Genomic DNA, 16,991 nt, shown 5'->3' on the forward strand with positions numbered 1-16,991 from the left:
TCGTCGCCTCATTCTCCGGAGCGCTTCTCTCCGGATCGTCCGTCCCCGTGTACCGCGCCGAGAGCGTCGGACAGCACCTTGAGGAACGCATCCGCCTCCGCGTCACCGATGATCAGCGGCGGCATGAGCCGCAGGACATCGGGGGCAGGCACGTTCACCAGAAGTCCGGCTCCCTGAGCCGCCTGCTGCACCTGAGGCGCGAGGGGCTCGGTGAGCACGATACCGAGCAGCAGTCCGGAGCCGCGGACGTGGGAGACCAGCGGATGCCCCAGGGCCTCGACACCGTCCCGGATCTTCTCGCCGATCCGCTTCACCCGGTCCAGTGCACCGTCGGCGGCGAGAGTGTCCAGGACCGCGAGGCCGGCGGCGCAGGCGATCGGATTGCCGCCGAACGTGGTGCCGTGCTGGCCAGGCCGGAGGAGGTCGGCCGCGGCACCGAACGCGATGGTGGCGCCGATCGGCAGTCCGCCGCCCAGGCCCTTGGCGAGCGTGACGATGTCGGGCTCGACGCCCTGGTGGGCCTGGTGCTCGAACCAGTGGCCGCACCGGCCGATGCCGGTCTGCACCTCGTCGAGGACGAGCAGGGTGCCGGTGGCCCTGGTGATCTCCCGGGCCGCCTCCAGATAGCCCCGGGGCGGGACGACCACACCGTTCTCGCCCTGGATGGGCTCGATGATCACCAACGCGGTGTCGGTGGTCACCGCGGCCCGGAGGGCTTCCGCGTCCCCGTACGGCACATGGGTGACGTCGCCGGGCAGCGGGAGGAACGGCTCACGTTTCTTGGGCTGGCCGGTGAGGGCGAGCGCGCCCATGGTCCGGCCGTGGAAGCCGCCGTCGGTGGCGACCATGTGGGTACGCCCGGTCAGCCGGCCGATCTTGAAAGCGGCCTCGTTGGCCTCGGCGCCCGAGTTGGAGAAGTAGACCCTGCCGGTCCGGCCGGAGATCTGGAGCAGCCGTTCGGCGAGCGCGACGGGCGGCTCGGCGATGAACAGGTTGGAGACGTGCCCGAGGGAGGCGACCTGGGCGGACACGGCCTCGACGACGGCCGGGTGGGCGTGGCCCAGCGCGTTCACCGCGATACCGCCGACGAAGTCCAGGTACTCGGTGCCGTCGGCGTCCCACACCCGGGCGCCCGCGCCGCGGACCAGGGAGAGCTGCGGGGTGCCGTAGTTGTCCATGAGAGCGCCCTGCCACCGCTGTGAAAGCTCGGCGTTGGTCATGCTGTCCCCTTCTTCGCTGGCTGCGCGTCGGGCACGACCATCGTGCCGACTCCTTCGTCGGTGAAGATCTCCAGCAGGATCGAGTGCTGGACCCGGCCGTCGATGACACGGGCGGTCTCGACCCCGTTGCGTACGGCGTGCAGACAGCCCTGCATCTTCGGGACCATGCCGCTGGACAGCTCCGGAAGCAGCTTCTCCAGCTCGCTGGCGGTGAGCCGGCTGATCACGTCGTCGCTGTTGGGCCAGTCCTCGTAGAGGCCCTCGACGTCGGTGAGGACCATCAGCGTCTCGGCGTTCAGCGCGGCGGCGAGTGCGGCGGCCGCGGTGTCCGCGTTGACGTTGTAGACGTGGTTGTCGTCGGCGGAACGGGCGATGGAGGAGATGACCGGGATCCGGCCGTCGTCCAGCAGTGCCTGTATGGCCCCCGTGTCGATCGCGGTGATCTCGCCGACCCGGCCGATGTCGACGAGTTCCCCGTCGATCGTGGGCCGGTGCTGGACGGCGGTGATGGTGTGGGCGTCCTCGCCGGTCATACCGACGGCGAGCGGGCCGTGCTGGTTGAGCAGACCGACGAGCTCACGCTGGACCTGGCCGGCCAGCACCATCCGTACGACGTCCATCGCCTCGGGCGTGGTGACGCGCAGCCCGGCCTTGAACTCGCTGACCAGGCCGTGCTTGTCGAGCTGGGCGCTGATCTGCGGGCCGCCGCCGTGCACGACGACCGGCTTGAGACCGGCCTGCCGCAGGAAGACGACGTCCTGGGCGAAGGCCGCCTTCAGCGCCTCGTCGACCATGGCGTTGCCGCCGAACTTGATGACGACGGTCTTGCCGTGGTGCCGGGTCAGCCAGGGCAGTGCCTCGATGAGGATCTGCGCCTTCGGCAGTGCGGTGTGCTTCCTCGCGGCGCTCATGAGCTGTACGCGCTGTTCTCGTGGACGTACTCGGCGGTGAGGTCGTTGGCCCAGATGACGGCCGACTCGGTGCCCGCGGAGAGGTCGGCCGTGATCTCCACCTGGCGGTAGCGCATGTCGACGAGGTCGCGGTCCTCGCCGACGGCGCCGTTCTTGCAGACCCAGACGCCGTTGATGGCGACGTTGAGCTGGTCGGGCTCGAAGGCGGCACCGGTCGTGCCGATCGCGGAGAGGACCCGGCCCCAGTTGGGGTCCTCACCGTGGATGGCGCACTTGAGAAGGTTGTTGCGGGCGATGGAACGACCCACCTCGACGGCGTCGTCCTCGGTCGCCGCGCCCACCACCTCGATCCGGATGTCCTTGGAGGCGCCCTCGGCGTCACCGATCAGCTGCCGGGCCAGGTCGGCGCAGACGGCGCGCACGGCCTCCGCGAACTCGCCCTGCTCCGGGGCGATTCCGGCGGCGCCGGAGGCCAGCAGCAGCACGGTGTCGTTGGTCGACATGCAGCCGTCGGAGTCGACCCGGTCGAAGGTCGTACGGGTCGCGGCGCGCAGCGCGGAGTCGAGCCCCGCGGCGTCGACGTCGGCGTCGGTGGTGAGGACGACCAGCATGGTGGCGAGCCCCGGTGCGAGCATGCCCGCTCCCTTGGCCATCCCGCCGACGGTCCAGCCCTCGCCGCCCGCGACGGCGGTCTTGTGGGTGGTGTCCGTGGTCTTGATCGCGACGGCGGCCTTCTCGCCGCCGTGCTCGCTCAGCGCCGCGGCTGCGGTCTCGATGCCGGGCAGCAGCTTGTCCATGGGCAGCAGCGTGCCGATCAGCCCGGTGGAGGCGACGGCGATCTCACCGGCGCTGTGACCGGTGAGCACCTCGGCGGCCTTCTCGGCGGTGGCGTGCGTGTCCTGGAAGCCCTGCGGGCCCGTACAGGCGTTGGCACCACCGGAGTTGAGGACGACAGCGGTGACCTCACCGCCCCTGAGCACCTGCTCCGACCAGAGGACGGGGGCGGCCTTGACGCGGTTGGAGGTGAAGACTCCCGCGGCGGCCCGGCGCGGCCCGTCGTTGACCACGAGGGCCAGGTCCGGCTGGCCGCTCGCCTTGATCCCCGCGGCGATGCCCGCCGCCGAGAACCCCTGTGCTGCCGTGACGCTCACGGTGCGACTCCGATCGTGGAAAGGCCTGCGTCCTCGGGAAGTCCGAGGGCGAGGTTCATGCTCTGCAGGGCGCCTCCCGCGGTGCCCTTGGCAAGGTTGTCGATGGCGCTGATGACGATGATCCGGCCTGCCGCCTCGTCGTAGGCGACCTGGATCTGTACGGCGTTGGAACCGTAGACGGACGCTGTGGCGGGCCACTGCCCCTCGGGCAGGAGGTCGACGAACATCTCGTCGGCGAACGCCTTCCGGTAGGCGTCGCGTACGGACTCGGCGTTCACGCCCGGCTTCGCCTTCGCGCTGCACGTCGCGAGGATCCCGCGGGGCATGGGCGCGAGGGTCGGCGTGAAGGAGACGGTGACCGGCTCGCCGGCGGCGGCACTGAGGTTCTGGATCATCTCGGGCGTGTGCCGGTGGACGCCGCCGACCCCGTACGGGGACATGTTGCCCATCACCTCGGAACCGAGCAGGTGCGGCTTGGCCGCCTTGCCCGCCCCGGAGGTGCCGGACGCGGCGACGACGACCGCCTCGGGCTCGGCCAGCTGGGCCGCGTAGGCCGGGAAGAGCGCGAGGGAGACGGCCGTCGGGTAGCAGCCGGGCACCGCGATCCGCTTGGATCCTGCCAGCGCGGCACGTGCGCCGGGGAGTTCGGGCAGCCCGTACGGCCAGGTACCGGCGTGCGGCGACCCGTAGAACTTCTCCCAGTCACCGGCGTCCTGCAACCGGAAGTCGGCTCCCATGTCGACGACGAGCACCTCTTCACCGAGCTGCTCGGCGACGGCCGCGGACTGGCCGTGCGGCAGGGCGAGGAAGACGACGTCGTGACCGGCGAGGACCTCGGGGGTGGTCGGCTGGAGCACCCGGTCGGCGAGCGGCCGCAGGTGCGGCTGCAACGTGCCGAGCTTCTGGCCCGCGTTGGTGTTGCCGGTGAGCGCGCCGATCTCGATCTCCGGGTGGACGAGCAGCAGACGGAGCAGCTCTCCGCCGGCATACCCGCTCGCCCCTGCCACTGCTGCACGTACCGTCATCGAATTCCTCCTCGTCGATGGCATGACTATACGCATCTACGCACTTTTATACAAAGCTTTTGGGTTCGGTGGCGGGATCCGTTGCGACTGAGCGCTACACCTGGCCACCGAGCGCGACCGTCAGCCGGTCGGAGCGTCTGGTTGACCTGCGCATGCTTCGTCGTCAGGCGCCCGACTCGGCCCCGGCATCCCGGTGTCGGTGTCGGCCGGAAGGTTTGTACGGGCGGAGGGGCCAATTCCGTAACCGTCCGGTGCACGCTCGATCGCCCCACCTCCCCCGTACGCCACCTGCTCCCCGCAGCAGGGAAGGATGAGCCCACCATCCACCCTGTGGCCTGGGGTGTTCTTCCTCCGGGCCTGGTACTCAGAGGATCCATCCTTGATTCACCACCGGACGGCGACCCTGATTCTGGCGCTCTCGGGACTGCTGCTTTCGGCATGCGCCTCAGGCTCACCCGCGCGACCGAAGACCGGCCGGCAGGTGGTCCTCGACCGGCTGGCCGCAGCCGACGACACCCCTTGCTCGGCCGCAATCGAAGCCGTCACACAGTCCGGACCCAGACGACTGCAACTCATGGTCGGACGGATCAACCTCAACGCGCCCTTGACGGGGCGCACGACGGAGAAGACCGAGCAGTACACCGAAGATGTCGTGATCACCAGGCAGAGGGTGTACCGGCGTGCAAGCGGCTCCCACGGTTCGTGGCAGGAGTTCCCTGCGTCGGCGGCCAAGGGCGGCATTCCCACGGACCGGCTTCCGCAGTACGTGCGCCTCATACTCGGTCACAGCGGCTCCGTGCACCGGGGGAGCGAACCCGTCCGGGTGTCGGCCCGCCTCACCCCGAAAGACGTCGAATCGGTCGACAGGACCGTCGGGCGCAATCTGCGCCCTGCCACCGCAATCGACGCCGACGTATGGATCGACAAGGAGGGCCGGATCGTACGCGTACGTCAGGACATCCACTTCGCGTCCGCCCCCGACATTCAAGGCACGCTCACGCTCACCGATTTCAAGAGTGCCGTTTCGGTGAGCACACCGGTCGCGCGGTGAGCAGCATCCGGGTCGCGGCGGTTTACGGCAACACCGTAGGCGTCCGTACGCGCAGCCACGCGCCTTCGGACGAAGTCGTGCAGCGCAGGGGCAGGCAGGAGAGCGGTCTCGTATTCGCTGTGCCACGGGACTCCGGCCGCATCAGCGGCAACGTGAGCCGACCACACCGCTACCACCGCCGGCTCCTGCGCGCCGTCCACCTCTCCGCCCAGATCGCCGCCCGCTTCTGCCCCGCCTCCAAGACCTTCCACGTCCGCAAAAGAGCCGAGGGCTGCACGCCCTGCTGGACGGGATGGTGGTGCAACTACTGGCCCGGCCAGCGCGGCTGAGCCCGCAGCAGGCGCGGGACATTCTGGTCCAGCATCTGGCGGAAATCTGCGTCTGAGAGAGCGGTGCGCAAGTTTGTACCAGCGTCTCGCGGCGGCCCGAGCCGCTCTCGGCGTCTGCACAGAGGGATCACCATGAGGGTCACCGAATTCGGGTGTACCTGTTCCGCAGCGGAGGCAGGAATGCGGAAGGCTGATCACCGGACCCTCCGTGAAGCCATCGGGGCCCCTCCCGGGAACCGGGCCAGGGCGATGCCGTGGTGATCAAATCGTTGCCGCACCGCGTACAACCGCGTACAGCGCTCCCCTGTCCCACAGTCAGCCGCGAGGACGAACCTCCGGCCGGTGCGCCTACGCGCTCGGTCCAGGCTGCAGAGGAGAGGCGGGTTCGAAGATGGGGAAGACGATGTGGAGAGCGGTGGTGGCCGGTGGAGCGGCGGTCGTGTTCACAGGGGTGGCGGCGGTGCCGGCCGGGGCTGCGGAGGGCGGGGTCTCCTTCACCCGGGTCGCGGTGAACGGCGGGAAGCCGATCGTGATCGGGGTCAAGGAGGAGGTCGAGGTGCATGCGGTCTTCCGGATGACGACCAAGCTCACATACGACTTCGGGCCGACGGTGTTCCCCTACCGGGGGAAGCCCGACACCGGGGACACGCTGCACAGCTCCGTCATCACCAGCGACTGCGAGGTCGTGGACAGGGCGAACGGAATCTGCGACTTCGAGGAATGGCTGTACATCGACCCGCGGAACCTCGACTTCGGGAACGAGGACGCCGGCACCTGGGGAACTGCTGCTCGGGTCTTTCTCGCCGGTGACGCCCACGACACTGACGACAAGGATCTCCCGTTGCAGGTCAAGCGGGCCACACGCGTCACTGTCAACGCCTCACCGGAGCCGGTCTCGACAGGGAAGACGATCACCGTGACCGGGCGGGTCACACGGGCGAACTGGGACACCCACACGTACCAGGGGTACGCGGGCCGCACGGTGAGCCTGCAGTTCAAGGCGGCGGGCGCCTCCTCGTACACGACGGTCAAGAAGGCGACGTCGAGTAGTACGGGTGCGCTCAGGACCACGGTGAAGGCCACCGGGTCGGGGACGTGGCGGTGGACGTACTACGGGAACTCCACCTCCGGGGCGAAGTCGTCGACCGGGGATCACGTCGCCGTGCGGTAGGCGACGTGCCCGGACCGCCTCCCCTCGCAGAAGCGTCATCATCCGGACCGGCGGAACGGGGGACTTCAGTACCTCGTCGACATGTGGTCGACCTCGCAGGAGTCGGAACTCCTTGTGCTCAAGCAAGGTCCGAGCCCCTGGACCGGCTGACCTGACGCCGCTCTGGAGTCCGCTCCGCGAGCGATGTGCGCAGCGCGGAACTCTGAGCGCGCTACTTGGCAAGGCCGGCCGAGTCGCGCGCTCAGTCACATCATGCACCCCGGTGCCCCGGTCGGCCCTGCGCCGCCGGCTTGGGCCCGGCGGAGCGTCCTGGTGGGCCTGCGGGGCCGAGGAGACACCGCTGACCTGGGCGTTCCGGAGCCGGGAAGAGTGTCGGCAGCCGTCCGGGAACGCCCGGGATGCGGCAGGCGACCGCTGCGCGCGGCGGGCCTTCTTGACCTTGACACGGTGACAGGGCCTTCACTGCTTGCCGAGGAGGTGGTCGCAATGACGATCACAGGACAGGGCGCGGATGCGATGCAGGCGCTCCGGGGGTTGGAGGACGGCCGTTCGTCCGTGCGGCTGCGGGCCGCTCTGGCGGTCGGCACGACGCCCGACCCGCGTTTCGTCGGCAAGCTCATCGAGCGATGCGCGATCGAGCCCGAGTTCTTCGTCCGCGACATGCTGACCTGGGCGCTCACCCGCCACCCGGTGTCCATGACGCTCCCCGGGCTGTTCCGCGAAGTCCGCTCGGAACGTGCGCAGGCACGGAGCCAGGCGCTGCACACGCTGTCCAAGATCGGGGACCGGCAGGCGTGGCCGGCGATCACCCGGACGCTCCTGTCCGACGCCGACGACGAGGTGGCGCGGAGCGCTTGGCGGGCCGCGGTCCTGCTCGTGCCGGAGGGCGAGGAGTCCGCGTTGGCCACGGTGTTGGCGACGCAGTTGGGGCGCGGTGGGCGGGAGACGCAGCTGAGTCTCAGCCGGGCGCTGGTCACACTGGGGGAAGCGACCGGACCGGCTCTTCTTGCTGCGGCAACGGCCCCTGAACCGCGCGTGCGCGCACACGCGCTCGCCACGCAACGGCTGCTGCGCGACCCGGACGCCGGATTCGAGTCCGCGATCGAGGAGGCGAAGCGCGTCGTGGCCCTCGGCGGGTCCGGCCAGGAGGGACGATAGGACGTGTTGATCGGTGAGGTGGCGCGACGTTCCGGGGTCAGCGCCCGCATGCTCCGGCATTACGAGTCGCTCGGCCTGGTACGCCCCTCCGGTCGGACCGGCTCCGGGTACCGGGAGTACTCCGGGGAGGACATCCAGCGGATCTTCCGGATCGAGAGCCTGCGGTCGCTGGGGCTGTCGCTGCGGGAGATCGGACGCGCGCTCGACGATCCCGGATTCACACCCCCGGCACTCGTCGACGACCTCATCCGTCAGACGCGCGAACGCATCGCGGCGGAGACCGAGCTGCTCACGCGGCTGCGCCGGATCGATGCCGCGGACCCGGCCGGCTGGGAGGACGTCCTCCAGGTCGTGGCGCTGCTCCAGGCACTGGGGTCGAAGAACGCCGCGGCGCGTCAGCGCGCGGCCCTTTCCGCGGTCGACGGCGTTCCGGTGCCGGTGGAGGCCCTGGTCGAGGCGGTGCTGAGCGAGACGGATCCGAACGTCGCCGGGGCCCTTCGTTGGGCTCTGGCGCGATCGGGCGACTGCGGCCCGGCACTGCTGGCGGAGGGCCTCGGCTCACCGGTGCCGGCGGTGCGGGAACGCGCCGTTCGGTCCCTCGCCGAGATGCCCGGTGACGAGGCCACCGCGCAACTGCGCGATGCCCTCGTGAATCCCGACGTCGTGGTCCGCAGGTGTGCCGCTCTGACCCTCGGGGCACGGGGGGTGGCCGATGCGGCCCCGACGCTCATCGACATGATCGTGGAGGGAAGGAACGACACCGAAGCAGCCGATGCACTGAGCGTACTGGCGAGCGACACCGTGACGGCGGATCAGATCGCGACCGGGCTCGTAGACCGCCTCGCCCACGACACCACGGAAGCGCCGGCACGCGGTCGGCTGACCCAGGCGCTGGCGGGCATCCCGGGAGCGAGGGCGTCGCGCGCCCTCGTGGAGCTGTCGCACGACGTGGAGCGTGCCGTCGCGCTGACCGCGGGCTACCTTCTTCAGCTGCGCGACACACGGTGACGGATCTCTCCCGGGGTGCCGTGGGAGCGGCCTGCGCGGGCGGACGGCCCTGGGAGCGGCCTGCGCGGGCGGACGGCCCTGGACCGATCACCGTCCGCTCACGGTCCACCGGCGGCCGGCCGACCTCCTGGGTCCGATTTCCGCAGCGCTGTCCCGACGGCGCAGCGGACGGCGGAGCGAGGAGGCCGGCGCCTCGGACCGACCGCCTCGCACGGCACCGGCGCGGCGGCGGTCAGCTCAGTGACCCGGGCAGCGCCTCCCGGTGGACGATGCCCAGACGCTGCGTCGCACGGGTCAGCGCCACGTACAGGTCGCTGGTCCCGAACCGCCCCGGCTCGACGACCAGGACATGGTCGAATTCGAGCCCCTTGGCCTCACGTGGGCCGAGCAGCACCACGGGACGGGTGAGGTCGGGTTCGGCGCCGGCGGTCACCGAGTCGAGCGGGGCTGCGATCTCCTCGTGCAGTTCACGTGGTGCGATCACCGCGAGGCGCCCCTCCTGGGGAGTCAGTTCCGCGACGGCCCGAGCCACCGCGCCCGCCAGATCCTTGCCGGCATCCCGTGTCCATGGGGTCTCGCCGGTGGACCGTACCGACCCGGGCGGCTCGAACGAGGGGTCCTGGGCCCGTACGACCCTGGCGGCGAGCTCCATGATCTCCGCGGGCGTACGGTAGTTGACCCCCAACCGCACATGCTCGAAACGGTCGCCGACGTAGGGCTCCAGGATCCTCTCCCACGAGCCGACGCCCGCCTCCTCGGAGGTCTGCGCCGGATCACCGACCAGGGTCAGCGACCGGGTCGGCGACCGGCGCATCAGCAGCCGCCACGCCATCGGCGACAGTTCCTGCGCCTCGTCGACGATGATGTGCCCGAACGCCCAGGTGCGGTCGGCAGCGGCCCGCTCGGCCGCGCTGCGGTGATCGGCCTCCTCCTGCCGCTCGGCCATCCGTTCGGCGTCGATGATGTCGTGGGCGGCCAGGCGCTCGGACTCCTCGTCCTCGAACTCGTACGTCTCCGACCCCCGGGAGAGCTCCAGTACGCCCTGCGCATAGGCGACCCGCTCCTGCCGTTCGGCCTCGGCGGCGGCCCGCTCGGCGCTGTCGTCGGCTCCGAGCAGTTCGGCCGCCTCGTCGAGGAGCGGCACATCGGCCGGCGTCCACTCCCCCTCGCCGGGGAGGCGACGGATGGCCTCGGCGTCCTCGTCCGGCAGGTACACCGGCTCGGCCAGATAGTCGGCGAGGAACTCCTCGGGAGTGAGCAGCGGCCACAGTTCCGCCACCGCGGTCTGTACCCTCTCGCTCGCCGCGACGCCCTTGCCCAGCTGGGCGACGTCGTCGGGGCCGAGGAAGTTGGGACCGCCGTACGGGTCCGCGCCGATGCGTTCGGCGAGCTGCGCGGTGAGGGCGTCGATGACGCGGAACGTGAAGTACGGACGCGCGAGGTTGTGCGGCAGCCGGGTCTCGCGAGCCGCCTCCCGGGCCTGGTAGGCGATCTCCCAGTCCAGGACGAGGTCCCCGTCGTCGTGCGGGACGACCACCGGCGCGCCGGGTTCCGGCAGGCCCTGCCGGTCGCGCACGGCCAGGGCGAGCGCCTCGGCCATCCCCGCGCCGCCCTTGACGGCCGCCGCCCGGGGGGTGTCGGTGCCACGGGCATGGACACCGGGGAAGAGCTCGGCCTGCGTGGCCAGCATGACCCCGGTCTCGCCGAGGGCGGGCAGCACCTCGCCGATGTAGCGCAGGAAGGCCGCGTTGGGGCCGACGACCAGGACCGCCCGCTTGGCCAGGAGCTCACGGTGCTCGTAGAGCAGGAAGGCCGCACGGTGCAGCGCGACCGCCGTCTTGCCGGTGCCGGGGCCGCCCTCGACCACCAGGACACCACGGTGCGGAGCACGGATGATGCGGTCCTGCTCCGCCTGGATGGTCCGCACGATGTCGCCCATGCGGCCGGTGCGCGCGGAGCCGAGCGCGGCGAGCAGCACGGCGTCACCGCTCGGGTCCTCGAAACCGCTGCGTTCGCGGTCCCCGAGATCGAGGATCTCGTCGTGCAGCTCGGTCACCGTGCGGCCCTCGGTGGTGATGTGCCTGCGGCGGCGCAGGCCCATGGGCACGTGTCCGGTGGCGAGATAGAAGGGCCGGGCGACCGGCGCCCGCCAGTCGATCAGCAGAGGCGTGCGTTCGGCGTCGTCCTCACGAATTCCGAGACGGCCGATATGGTGTGCGGCACCGTCGCGGAGATCAATGCGGCCGAAGCACAACGAGCCGTCCACCGCATTCAGGGCTGCCAGCAGACCGGAACGCTCGGCGACGAGCACATCGCGTTCGAGACGGGCCTGCAGGCCGTTCCCCACCGGGGTCAACGCGTCCTCGACGTGCTGCGCGGTGACCCCACGCAGTGTGTCGACACGGTCGTAGAGCCGGTCGATGAATTCCTGCTCCTGCTGCAATTCGACGTTTCCGCGAGTTGACAAAATCGCTCCCTGCCGGATATGGTGTTCTTAGTGGCCCCCTTTGAGGGGCCTTTTCTGTGCGTACACAGAACCACTCAATATACGTGGGGAAATCCCCGTACCGCAATTGCGGTACGGGGATTTTCTGTGCTCGGGAACCACCACGGAGGTTTCTCCCGGATAGCCGGCGGGCATCGCTCCCCACCGGGCGCGGCGTGGACCGGGTGAGGGCCGGCCGCGTTCCCGTCCGAACCGGCACGCCGCCTCGGACGGGGTGTGCCACCGGGCGGAAACCGCGGAGGAGAGGCCAAGGATGCGACCTGACCGAGGTGAAGGGGCCGCCGACGCCGCAACGCTGCGCGCACGGCTGCGACACGTCCGCTGGATCGGTGGCGGAAGCGGTGCGGGCAAGTCGACCATCGCCCGCCGATTGGCGGACAAGTACGGCTGGCAGCTCTACTCGACCGACGACGCGATGGCGGACCACTCCCGGCGGACCACGGCCGAGGACGCGCCGTTCCTGCACCGGTTCATCGCCATGGACATGGACGAGCGCTGGGTGGACCGCACTCCGGACACAATGCTCGAGACCTTCCACTGGTTCCGGGGCGAGGGCTTCGGCCTGATCGTGGAGGACCTGCTCCGACTGCCCGGGGAACCCGGTGTGGTCGTCGAAGGCTTCCGGTTGCTGCCCCACCTGGTGAGACCTCTGCTCGCCGAGCCGGACCATGCGGTCTGGCTCCTTCCGACACCCGAGTTCCGCCGCGCCGCGATCCTTGGTCGTGAGGCACCGGGGGAAGGATTCATCCGGAGGACCCGCGACCCGGAGAAGGCCGGCCGCAATCTGGCCGAGCGCGACGGGATGTTCACGGACCGGATCCGCGAGGAGACGGAGCGCCTCGGCCTGCGCACCGTCGAGGTCGGCACCACGATGACCGAGGACGATCTGGCCGAGCGGGTGACCGGCACGTTCGGACTCTGACGACGGGGTGAGGGCGGGTGCACCTCGCCCGGCCGACGCGGTGAGCGGTCCGCCCGACGTGGGATGCAGCCGCCGTCCCCGCTCCGTAAGCTCATAGGCGAAAGTGCTCGGCGACGCACGCCCCCGCCGCCTCCGCCGCCTCCGACGTGGAGCCATTCATGACCACACCGCGGGACCTGTTGATCGCTGCCATGGATATGGCGCCCGACCGCCCGGTGGAGCAGGGCGATCTCTCGCTCGCTCTGGCGGGGGCCGAGGTGATCGACCTCTTCGGCGCCGAAGCCGTCGTGCTGGACGGTGACCGCCTCGTGCCGGGCCACCGGCCCGCCCTCGCCGACCGCCTGCTGGACGAGGCCGCGGCGTCGCTCGTCACGGAAGCACCGTACGAATCGGTCGGCGACTGGTTGTGGCGCAGAGGGCGCGGCCTGTCCGCGGTCTATCGGGACGCCCTCGAGTCGGAAGGCCAGCTCACCCGGGAGGGCCGCCACGGGATGTCTTTCAGGGCGGGCCGGATGGTGGTCGCCGATACGCCGGCCCGTCGCGAGGCGGCGGACCGCTGGACATCGGACGAGCCGGTCCTCGCCGCCCTGGCGGAGGCCGCCGGAATCCGTGACGGGCAGTCCGGGGACTCCCCCGGCGTGCCGGACGACGCGGTGGAGACCGTGCTGGCGGCCGTCCATGACGCGGTGATGGAGCTGGAGGCCGTACGGCAGAGGCGGGCCATCGAGGACGCGGCCTTCGACAACATCTGGCGAGGCGAATGACGGCGTGCCGGCCGGTCGCGGAGTTCGCCACCGTCTGAGCCGCATGCCGAGGCTGCGTGACGAGCGGTGGGCCGGGAGCGGCCCGGTGCATCACGCGCCTGGCGTCGCTGCCGGCGCACGGGGGGCGGGGCCGAGCGTCACGCAGAACGCCCGCCCCGGAGTCATCTTCCGTGCGCGGCAAGGGAGTTCAGCGGCGAGTCGGCGAGGCCGGCGGGAGCCGGGTCTTCGCAGGCAGGGGTGCCGGAGCGGATACGGGGGCCCGTTGCCTCCGTACCCGCCCGCGCCCGTCCGCCGGGCCCGCCCTACGGTTGCAGATCTCCGATCCGGCAGGGCTTACTCTCCTGCTGGGCTTCCCGCACCGGTGACGGCACCGGCCTCGTTCGTCCCACCTCACAGATGCGAGTACGAGCACATGTCCATACCTTCCGCACGTTCCGCGATAGCGACGTGGGCGACCCGTCTCTACTTCTCCCGACTCCGGAAGAGGGGCGGCAGCTTCGACCTCTCGGTGCTCTCGAAGCTGCCCGACGCCGCGCTCCTGCCGCTGCGCCGTGACGGACTCGACCCCGTCGCGGAGATCGGGGCACTGCGCGACCGCGAACCGGTCAGCCGCCTGCCCATCCCCGGCCTGACGGTCTGGCTGGTCTCCGGTTACGACGAGGCCAAGCACGTACTCGGCGACGCCCGAGCGTTCAGCAACGACTTCGCCCATCTCGTCAACCACACGAGCGTCACCGAGAACCATCAGCCGGGCGGTCTGGGCTTCTGCGATCCGCCCGACCACACGCGCCTGCGCCGGCTGCTCACCCCCGAGTTCACCATGCGGCGGCTCGGCCGTCTCGCCCCCCGCATCCAGGCGATCACGGCGGACCGTCTGTCCGAACTGGCCAAGGCCGCGGACAGCGACGGGCGGGTCGACCTCGTCGAACACTTCGCGCTGCCGGTCCCGGCGCTGGTCATCTGTGAACTCCTCGGCGTGCCCTACGAGGAACGCGACGCCTTCCAGGAATTCTCGGTCGCGCGCTTCGACGTACTCGGCGGCGTCGGCGCGTCCTTCGGCGCCATCTCCCGGTCCAGGAGTTATCTGCACGGCCTGGTCGAGCAGCAGCGCCACGACCCCGGCGACGGGCTGCTCGGGATGCTCGTCCGCGAACACGGCGACAGCGTCACGGACGACGAACTCACCGGCCTCGCCGACGGCGTCCTCACCGGCGGGCTGGAAACGACCGCGAGCATGCTCGCCCTCGGCACCCTGATCATGCTCCAGGACCGCGAGCACTTCTCGGCGATGCGCGACGCCGACGACCCGGCCGCGGTCGCCGCCCCCTTCGTCGACGAACTCCTGCGCCACCTCACGGTCGTCCAGACGGCCTTTCCGCGCTTCGCCCGCGAGAACACGGAGATCGGCGGCGCACGCATCTCGGCGGGCGACATCGTCATCGTCTCCCTCAGCGCCGCCGACCGCGACCCACGTCTCGGCCCCGCGATGGACACCTTCGACCCGGCCCGTCCGCCCGCCTCCTCCCACCTGGCCTTCGGGCACGGCCTCCATCGCTGCATCGGCGCGGAACTCGGCAAGATGGAGCTCCGGGCGGCCTTCCCCGAACTGGTCGCCCGTTTCCCGGAGATGCGTCTCGCGGTGCGGCCGGATGAGCTGGAGTTCCGGAAGCTGTCGGTCGTGTACGGGGTGGACTCGCTGCCCGTCCTCCTCGGCTGAGCGGCGCCCGGGCCGTCCGCCCCGGTCCCGGGTTCCGAGCGACGCCCTCCGGCCCGGGACGCGTACGGAGCCGGGGTCGCCGCGTGCCGTCACGCGATGGACGGATCCGACTCCTCCTGCACCGACCAGGCCGGACCCTCGGGCAGCATCCGGGTCCCCTCCCCCATTCCCCGGAGCCCGCCCATGACCACCGATGACGCGGCGAGAGCACACAGGAGCCAGTCGAGCAACGGCGGCATCCCGTCAGGGCCGACGTAGAGGACGGGGGCGGCCAGCAGGACGGCGAGCAGGGCGCCACCGAGTATCCGGGTGTGAACGGCCGCGGAGAACTTGGCCGTGCGGGGCAGCCGCCGGACGGCGCGGTCGGCCGTGGCGGGGTGGTCCCCGTCCAGGTACGGGCGTGCCTCGTCGGGGTCCGTGAGGCCCATGATCACCTCGCCGCCGTCGGCGACGAAGGCCCCGGGCAACTCCTCGTCGATCAGCTTCCACCGCTCCGGCCAGCAGAGCCACCCTTCCTGGCCGCCGAGGTGGAGGGCCGCCCGGCCCGCCTCGTCGGGCGAGTTGCTCAGCCTGATCTCCCGTCCGCCCTCGTGGAGGACGATCCAGTGGTACTGGGTGACGTCCAGCTCGCCCGGCTTGTCTCCGCGCCGGAGGTGGCGCATCCGGACGGGTTCACCGACCCGGACCCGTACGGCGCGGATCTCCCCCCGGGCGGCGTCGTCGGCCAGCACACGGAACTTGCTGCGCCCCACGGCTTCGCTCACCCTGCGGCGGGCGAAGAGGAGGGTTTTCACCGTCAGCACGAGGACGAGAATGATCAGCACTCCGGAGAGCACCCCGCCGGAACCCGCGGCGAGCCTGGTGAGGACGAGCGGCGTCAGGCCGAGGAGGACGGTGCCCGTCGCGCGGCCCGCGTCGCGGGCGGGCAGCGGGAGCCGGCGCGGCAGCGGAGGCGGCGACGCCGGCCGCTGCGCCGCGGCGGACGGCGTGCGGCCGAGCAGTGGCGCCGTACGACAGGCGAGCGCCCATGCTCCGGCGGTGACGGCGGCCGCCCCGAGCGCCGCGAGGATGTCCCAGCGCGGAGCGGCGGCGTCGTGGCGCACGTAGACGAGGGAGAGAGCGACGGCGGCGCAGAGCAGCGCGGCGCCGCCGAGGGCGCGGGTCAGCAGGGTGGAGCGTCGCATGGGCATCCTTCACCGGTGGGGTCGAGCCGAGGTGGGGCACCGTCTCGCGAGGCGCCGTGTACGTGCCGACGGCCCCTCGCGGGGAGACGGGCGCGGAGCGGGAGGGGCGTAGCACGTGCATGGCGCTTCAGTCTCTCCCTCGCCCCTGATCCGGTCAAAGGGGTTGCGTGCAGGGCTTTTTGATGCGTCGCCGGGATAGGGACGGACGGGTCCGCATCCCGCGCCCCTGCCGGGGACCGGCCGGGTGGTCGCGCTCGTCCGCCACCCGCTCGGCAGCGCGATCGGGCGCTCGGGCCACCCCGTGCGGTGGTGGCCGACGGCCCGGATGTCAGGATGGATCCATGACGACCAAGGTATTTTTCGACATCACCATCGACGACGAGCCCGCCGGGCGGATCGTTTTCAACCTGTTCGACGACGTGGTCCCGAAGACGGCGGAGAACTTCCGCGCACTGGCCACGGGCGAGAAGGGCTTCGGCTACAAGGGCTCGTCCTTCCACCGGGTCATTCCGGACTTCATGCTGCAGGGCGGTGACTTCACCAGCGGCGACGGCCGTGGCGGCAAGAGCATCTACGGCGAGAAGTTCGCCGACGAGAACTTCAAGCTCACGCACGACAAGCCCGGACTGCTCTCGATGGCGAACGCGGGCCCCCACACCAACGGCTCGCAGTTCTTCGTCACCACGATCGTGACGTCGTGGCTGGACGGCAAGCACGTCGTCTTCGGCGAGGTCGCCGACCAGGAGAGCATGGACCTCGTCAAGAAGATCGAGGGCTACGGCTCGCAGAGCGGCCGGACCCGGGCGAAGGTCACCATCGCCGACTCCGGCGTCCTCTGACCGTACGGGGCACCCTCGGGCGCCCGGATCCATGG

General features: G+C 70.9%; 15 protein-coding genes and 1 pseudogene. 10 read left to right on the forward strand and 6 right to left on the reverse strand.

The genetic code is table 11. The annotated features are described in order from the left end of the window. Positions 1–8: 8 nt before the first annotated feature. From ACFVXE_RS33390 to argC, 4 genes are read right to left on the reverse strand one after another with little or no spacing between them, the layout of a single operon-like run. Complete coding sequence (locus ACFVXE_RS33390) at positions 9–1,220, reverse strand: acetylornithine transaminase (protein WP_389676887.1); 1,212 nt, start codon at positions 1,218–1,220, stop codon at positions 9–11. After that, the gene (gene argB / locus ACFVXE_RS33395; RefSeq protein ID WP_389676888.1) at positions 1,217–2,131 is read right to left on the reverse strand and encodes an acetylglutamate kinase; all 915 of its coding nucleotides are present in this window, start codon (positions 2,129–2,131) and stop codon (positions 1,217–1,219) included. Before argB ends, ACFVXE_RS33390 begins: the two co-directional genes overlap by 4 nt. Further along, entirely contained in the window at positions 2,128–3,282 is a 1,155-nt protein-coding gene (gene argJ / locus ACFVXE_RS33400; RefSeq protein WP_389676890.1) for a bifunctional glutamate N-acetyltransferase/amino-acid acetyltransferase ArgJ, read from the reverse strand. The genes argB and argJ overlap by 4 nt, the downstream gene beginning before the upstream one ends. Then, positions 3,279–4,307 carry an N-acetyl-gamma-glutamyl-phosphate reductase gene (argC, locus tag ACFVXE_RS33405; RefSeq protein ID WP_389676892.1) on the reverse strand — a complete coding sequence of 343 codons (1,029 nt, stop codon included), beginning with the start codon at positions 4,305–4,307 and terminating at the stop codon, positions 3,279–3,281. The genes argJ and argC overlap by 4 nt, the downstream gene beginning before the upstream one ends. Before the next feature lie 379 nt (positions 4,308–4,686). Here argC and ACFVXE_RS33410 point away from each other — a divergent pair, with 379 nt between their 5' ends. The 6 genes and pseudogenes from ACFVXE_RS33410 (at position 4,687) to ACFVXE_RS33435 (ending at position 9,024) form a co-directional block, all read left to right on the forward strand. Continuing rightward, positions 4,687–5,358, forward strand: a complete 672-nt coding sequence (locus ACFVXE_RS33410; RefSeq protein WP_389676893.1) for a hypothetical protein — start codon at positions 4,687–4,689, stop codon at positions 5,356–5,358. Between the two features lie 119 nt (positions 5,359–5,477). Next, positions 5,478–5,630, forward strand: a pseudogene (locus tag ACFVXE_RS33415) (IS110 family transposase); the annotation flags it as partial. 20 nt (positions 5,631–5,650) lie between these two features. Further along, complete coding sequence (locus ACFVXE_RS33420; RefSeq protein WP_389676894.1) at positions 5,651–5,743, forward strand: hypothetical protein; 93 nt, start codon at positions 5,651–5,653, stop codon at positions 5,741–5,743. A 335-nt stretch (positions 5,744–6,078) separates the two neighbouring features. Next, positions 6,079–6,858, forward strand: coding sequence for a hypothetical protein (locus ACFVXE_RS33425; protein ID WP_389676896.1), 780 nt, complete (start codon positions 6,079–6,081; stop codon positions 6,856–6,858). Positions 6,859–7,344: 486 nt separating this feature from the next. Further along, a complete protein-coding gene (locus ACFVXE_RS33430; protein ID WP_389676898.1) occupies positions 7,345–8,016 on the forward strand; it encodes a HEAT repeat domain-containing protein in 672 nt (223 codons plus the stop codon). 3 nt (positions 8,017–8,019) lie between these two features. Beyond that, a complete protein-coding gene (locus ACFVXE_RS33435) occupies positions 8,020–9,024 on the forward strand; it encodes a MerR family transcriptional regulator (protein WP_389676899.1) in 1,005 nt (334 codons plus the stop codon). Between the two features lie 232 nt (positions 9,025–9,256). On the opposite strand, the gene ACFVXE_RS33440 is transcribed toward ACFVXE_RS33435, so the two are convergent. Continuing rightward, complete coding sequence (locus tag ACFVXE_RS33440; protein ID WP_389676908.1) at positions 9,257–11,467, reverse strand: HelD family protein; 2,211 nt, start codon at positions 11,465–11,467, stop codon at positions 9,257–9,259. Positions 11,468–11,783: 316 nt separating this feature from the next. Between ACFVXE_RS33440 and ACFVXE_RS33445 the strand changes: the two genes are divergently transcribed. From ACFVXE_RS33445 to ACFVXE_RS33455, 3 genes are all read left to right on the forward strand, one after another. Then, the gene (locus ACFVXE_RS33445) at positions 11,784–12,452 is read left to right on the forward strand and encodes a hypothetical protein (RefSeq protein WP_389676901.1); all 669 of its coding nucleotides are present in this window, start codon (positions 11,784–11,786) and stop codon (positions 12,450–12,452) included. Positions 12,453–12,610: 158 nt separating this feature from the next. Further along, positions 12,611–13,216: a GPP34 family phosphoprotein gene (locus ACFVXE_RS33450; RefSeq protein WP_389676903.1), complete on the forward strand. Its 606-nt coding sequence runs from the start codon at positions 12,611–12,613 to the stop codon at positions 13,214–13,216. Positions 13,217–13,628: 412 nt separating this feature from the next. Next, the gene (locus ACFVXE_RS33455; RefSeq protein ID WP_389676904.1) at positions 13,629–14,933 is read left to right on the forward strand and encodes a cytochrome P450; all 1,305 of its coding nucleotides are present in this window, start codon (positions 13,629–13,631) and stop codon (positions 14,931–14,933) included. 89 nt (positions 14,934–15,022) lie between these two features. On the opposite strand, the gene ACFVXE_RS33460 is transcribed toward ACFVXE_RS33455, so the two are convergent. Further along, positions 15,023–16,117, reverse strand: coding sequence for a hypothetical protein (locus ACFVXE_RS33460; protein WP_389676905.1), 1,095 nt, complete (start codon positions 16,115–16,117; stop codon positions 15,023–15,025). A gap of 341 nt (positions 16,118–16,458) precedes the next feature. Here ACFVXE_RS33460 and ACFVXE_RS33465 point away from each other — a divergent pair, with 341 nt between their 5' ends. Further along, positions 16,459–16,956, forward strand: a complete 498-nt coding sequence (locus ACFVXE_RS33465) for a peptidylprolyl isomerase (protein ID WP_389676907.1) — start codon at positions 16,459–16,461, stop codon at positions 16,954–16,956. Positions 16,957–16,991: the final 35 nt, after the last annotated feature.

Source organism: Streptomyces sp. NPDC058231, from assembly GCF_042882275.1.
Classification (GTDB): Bacteria; Actinomycetota; Actinomycetes; order Streptomycetales; family Streptomycetaceae; genus Streptomyces.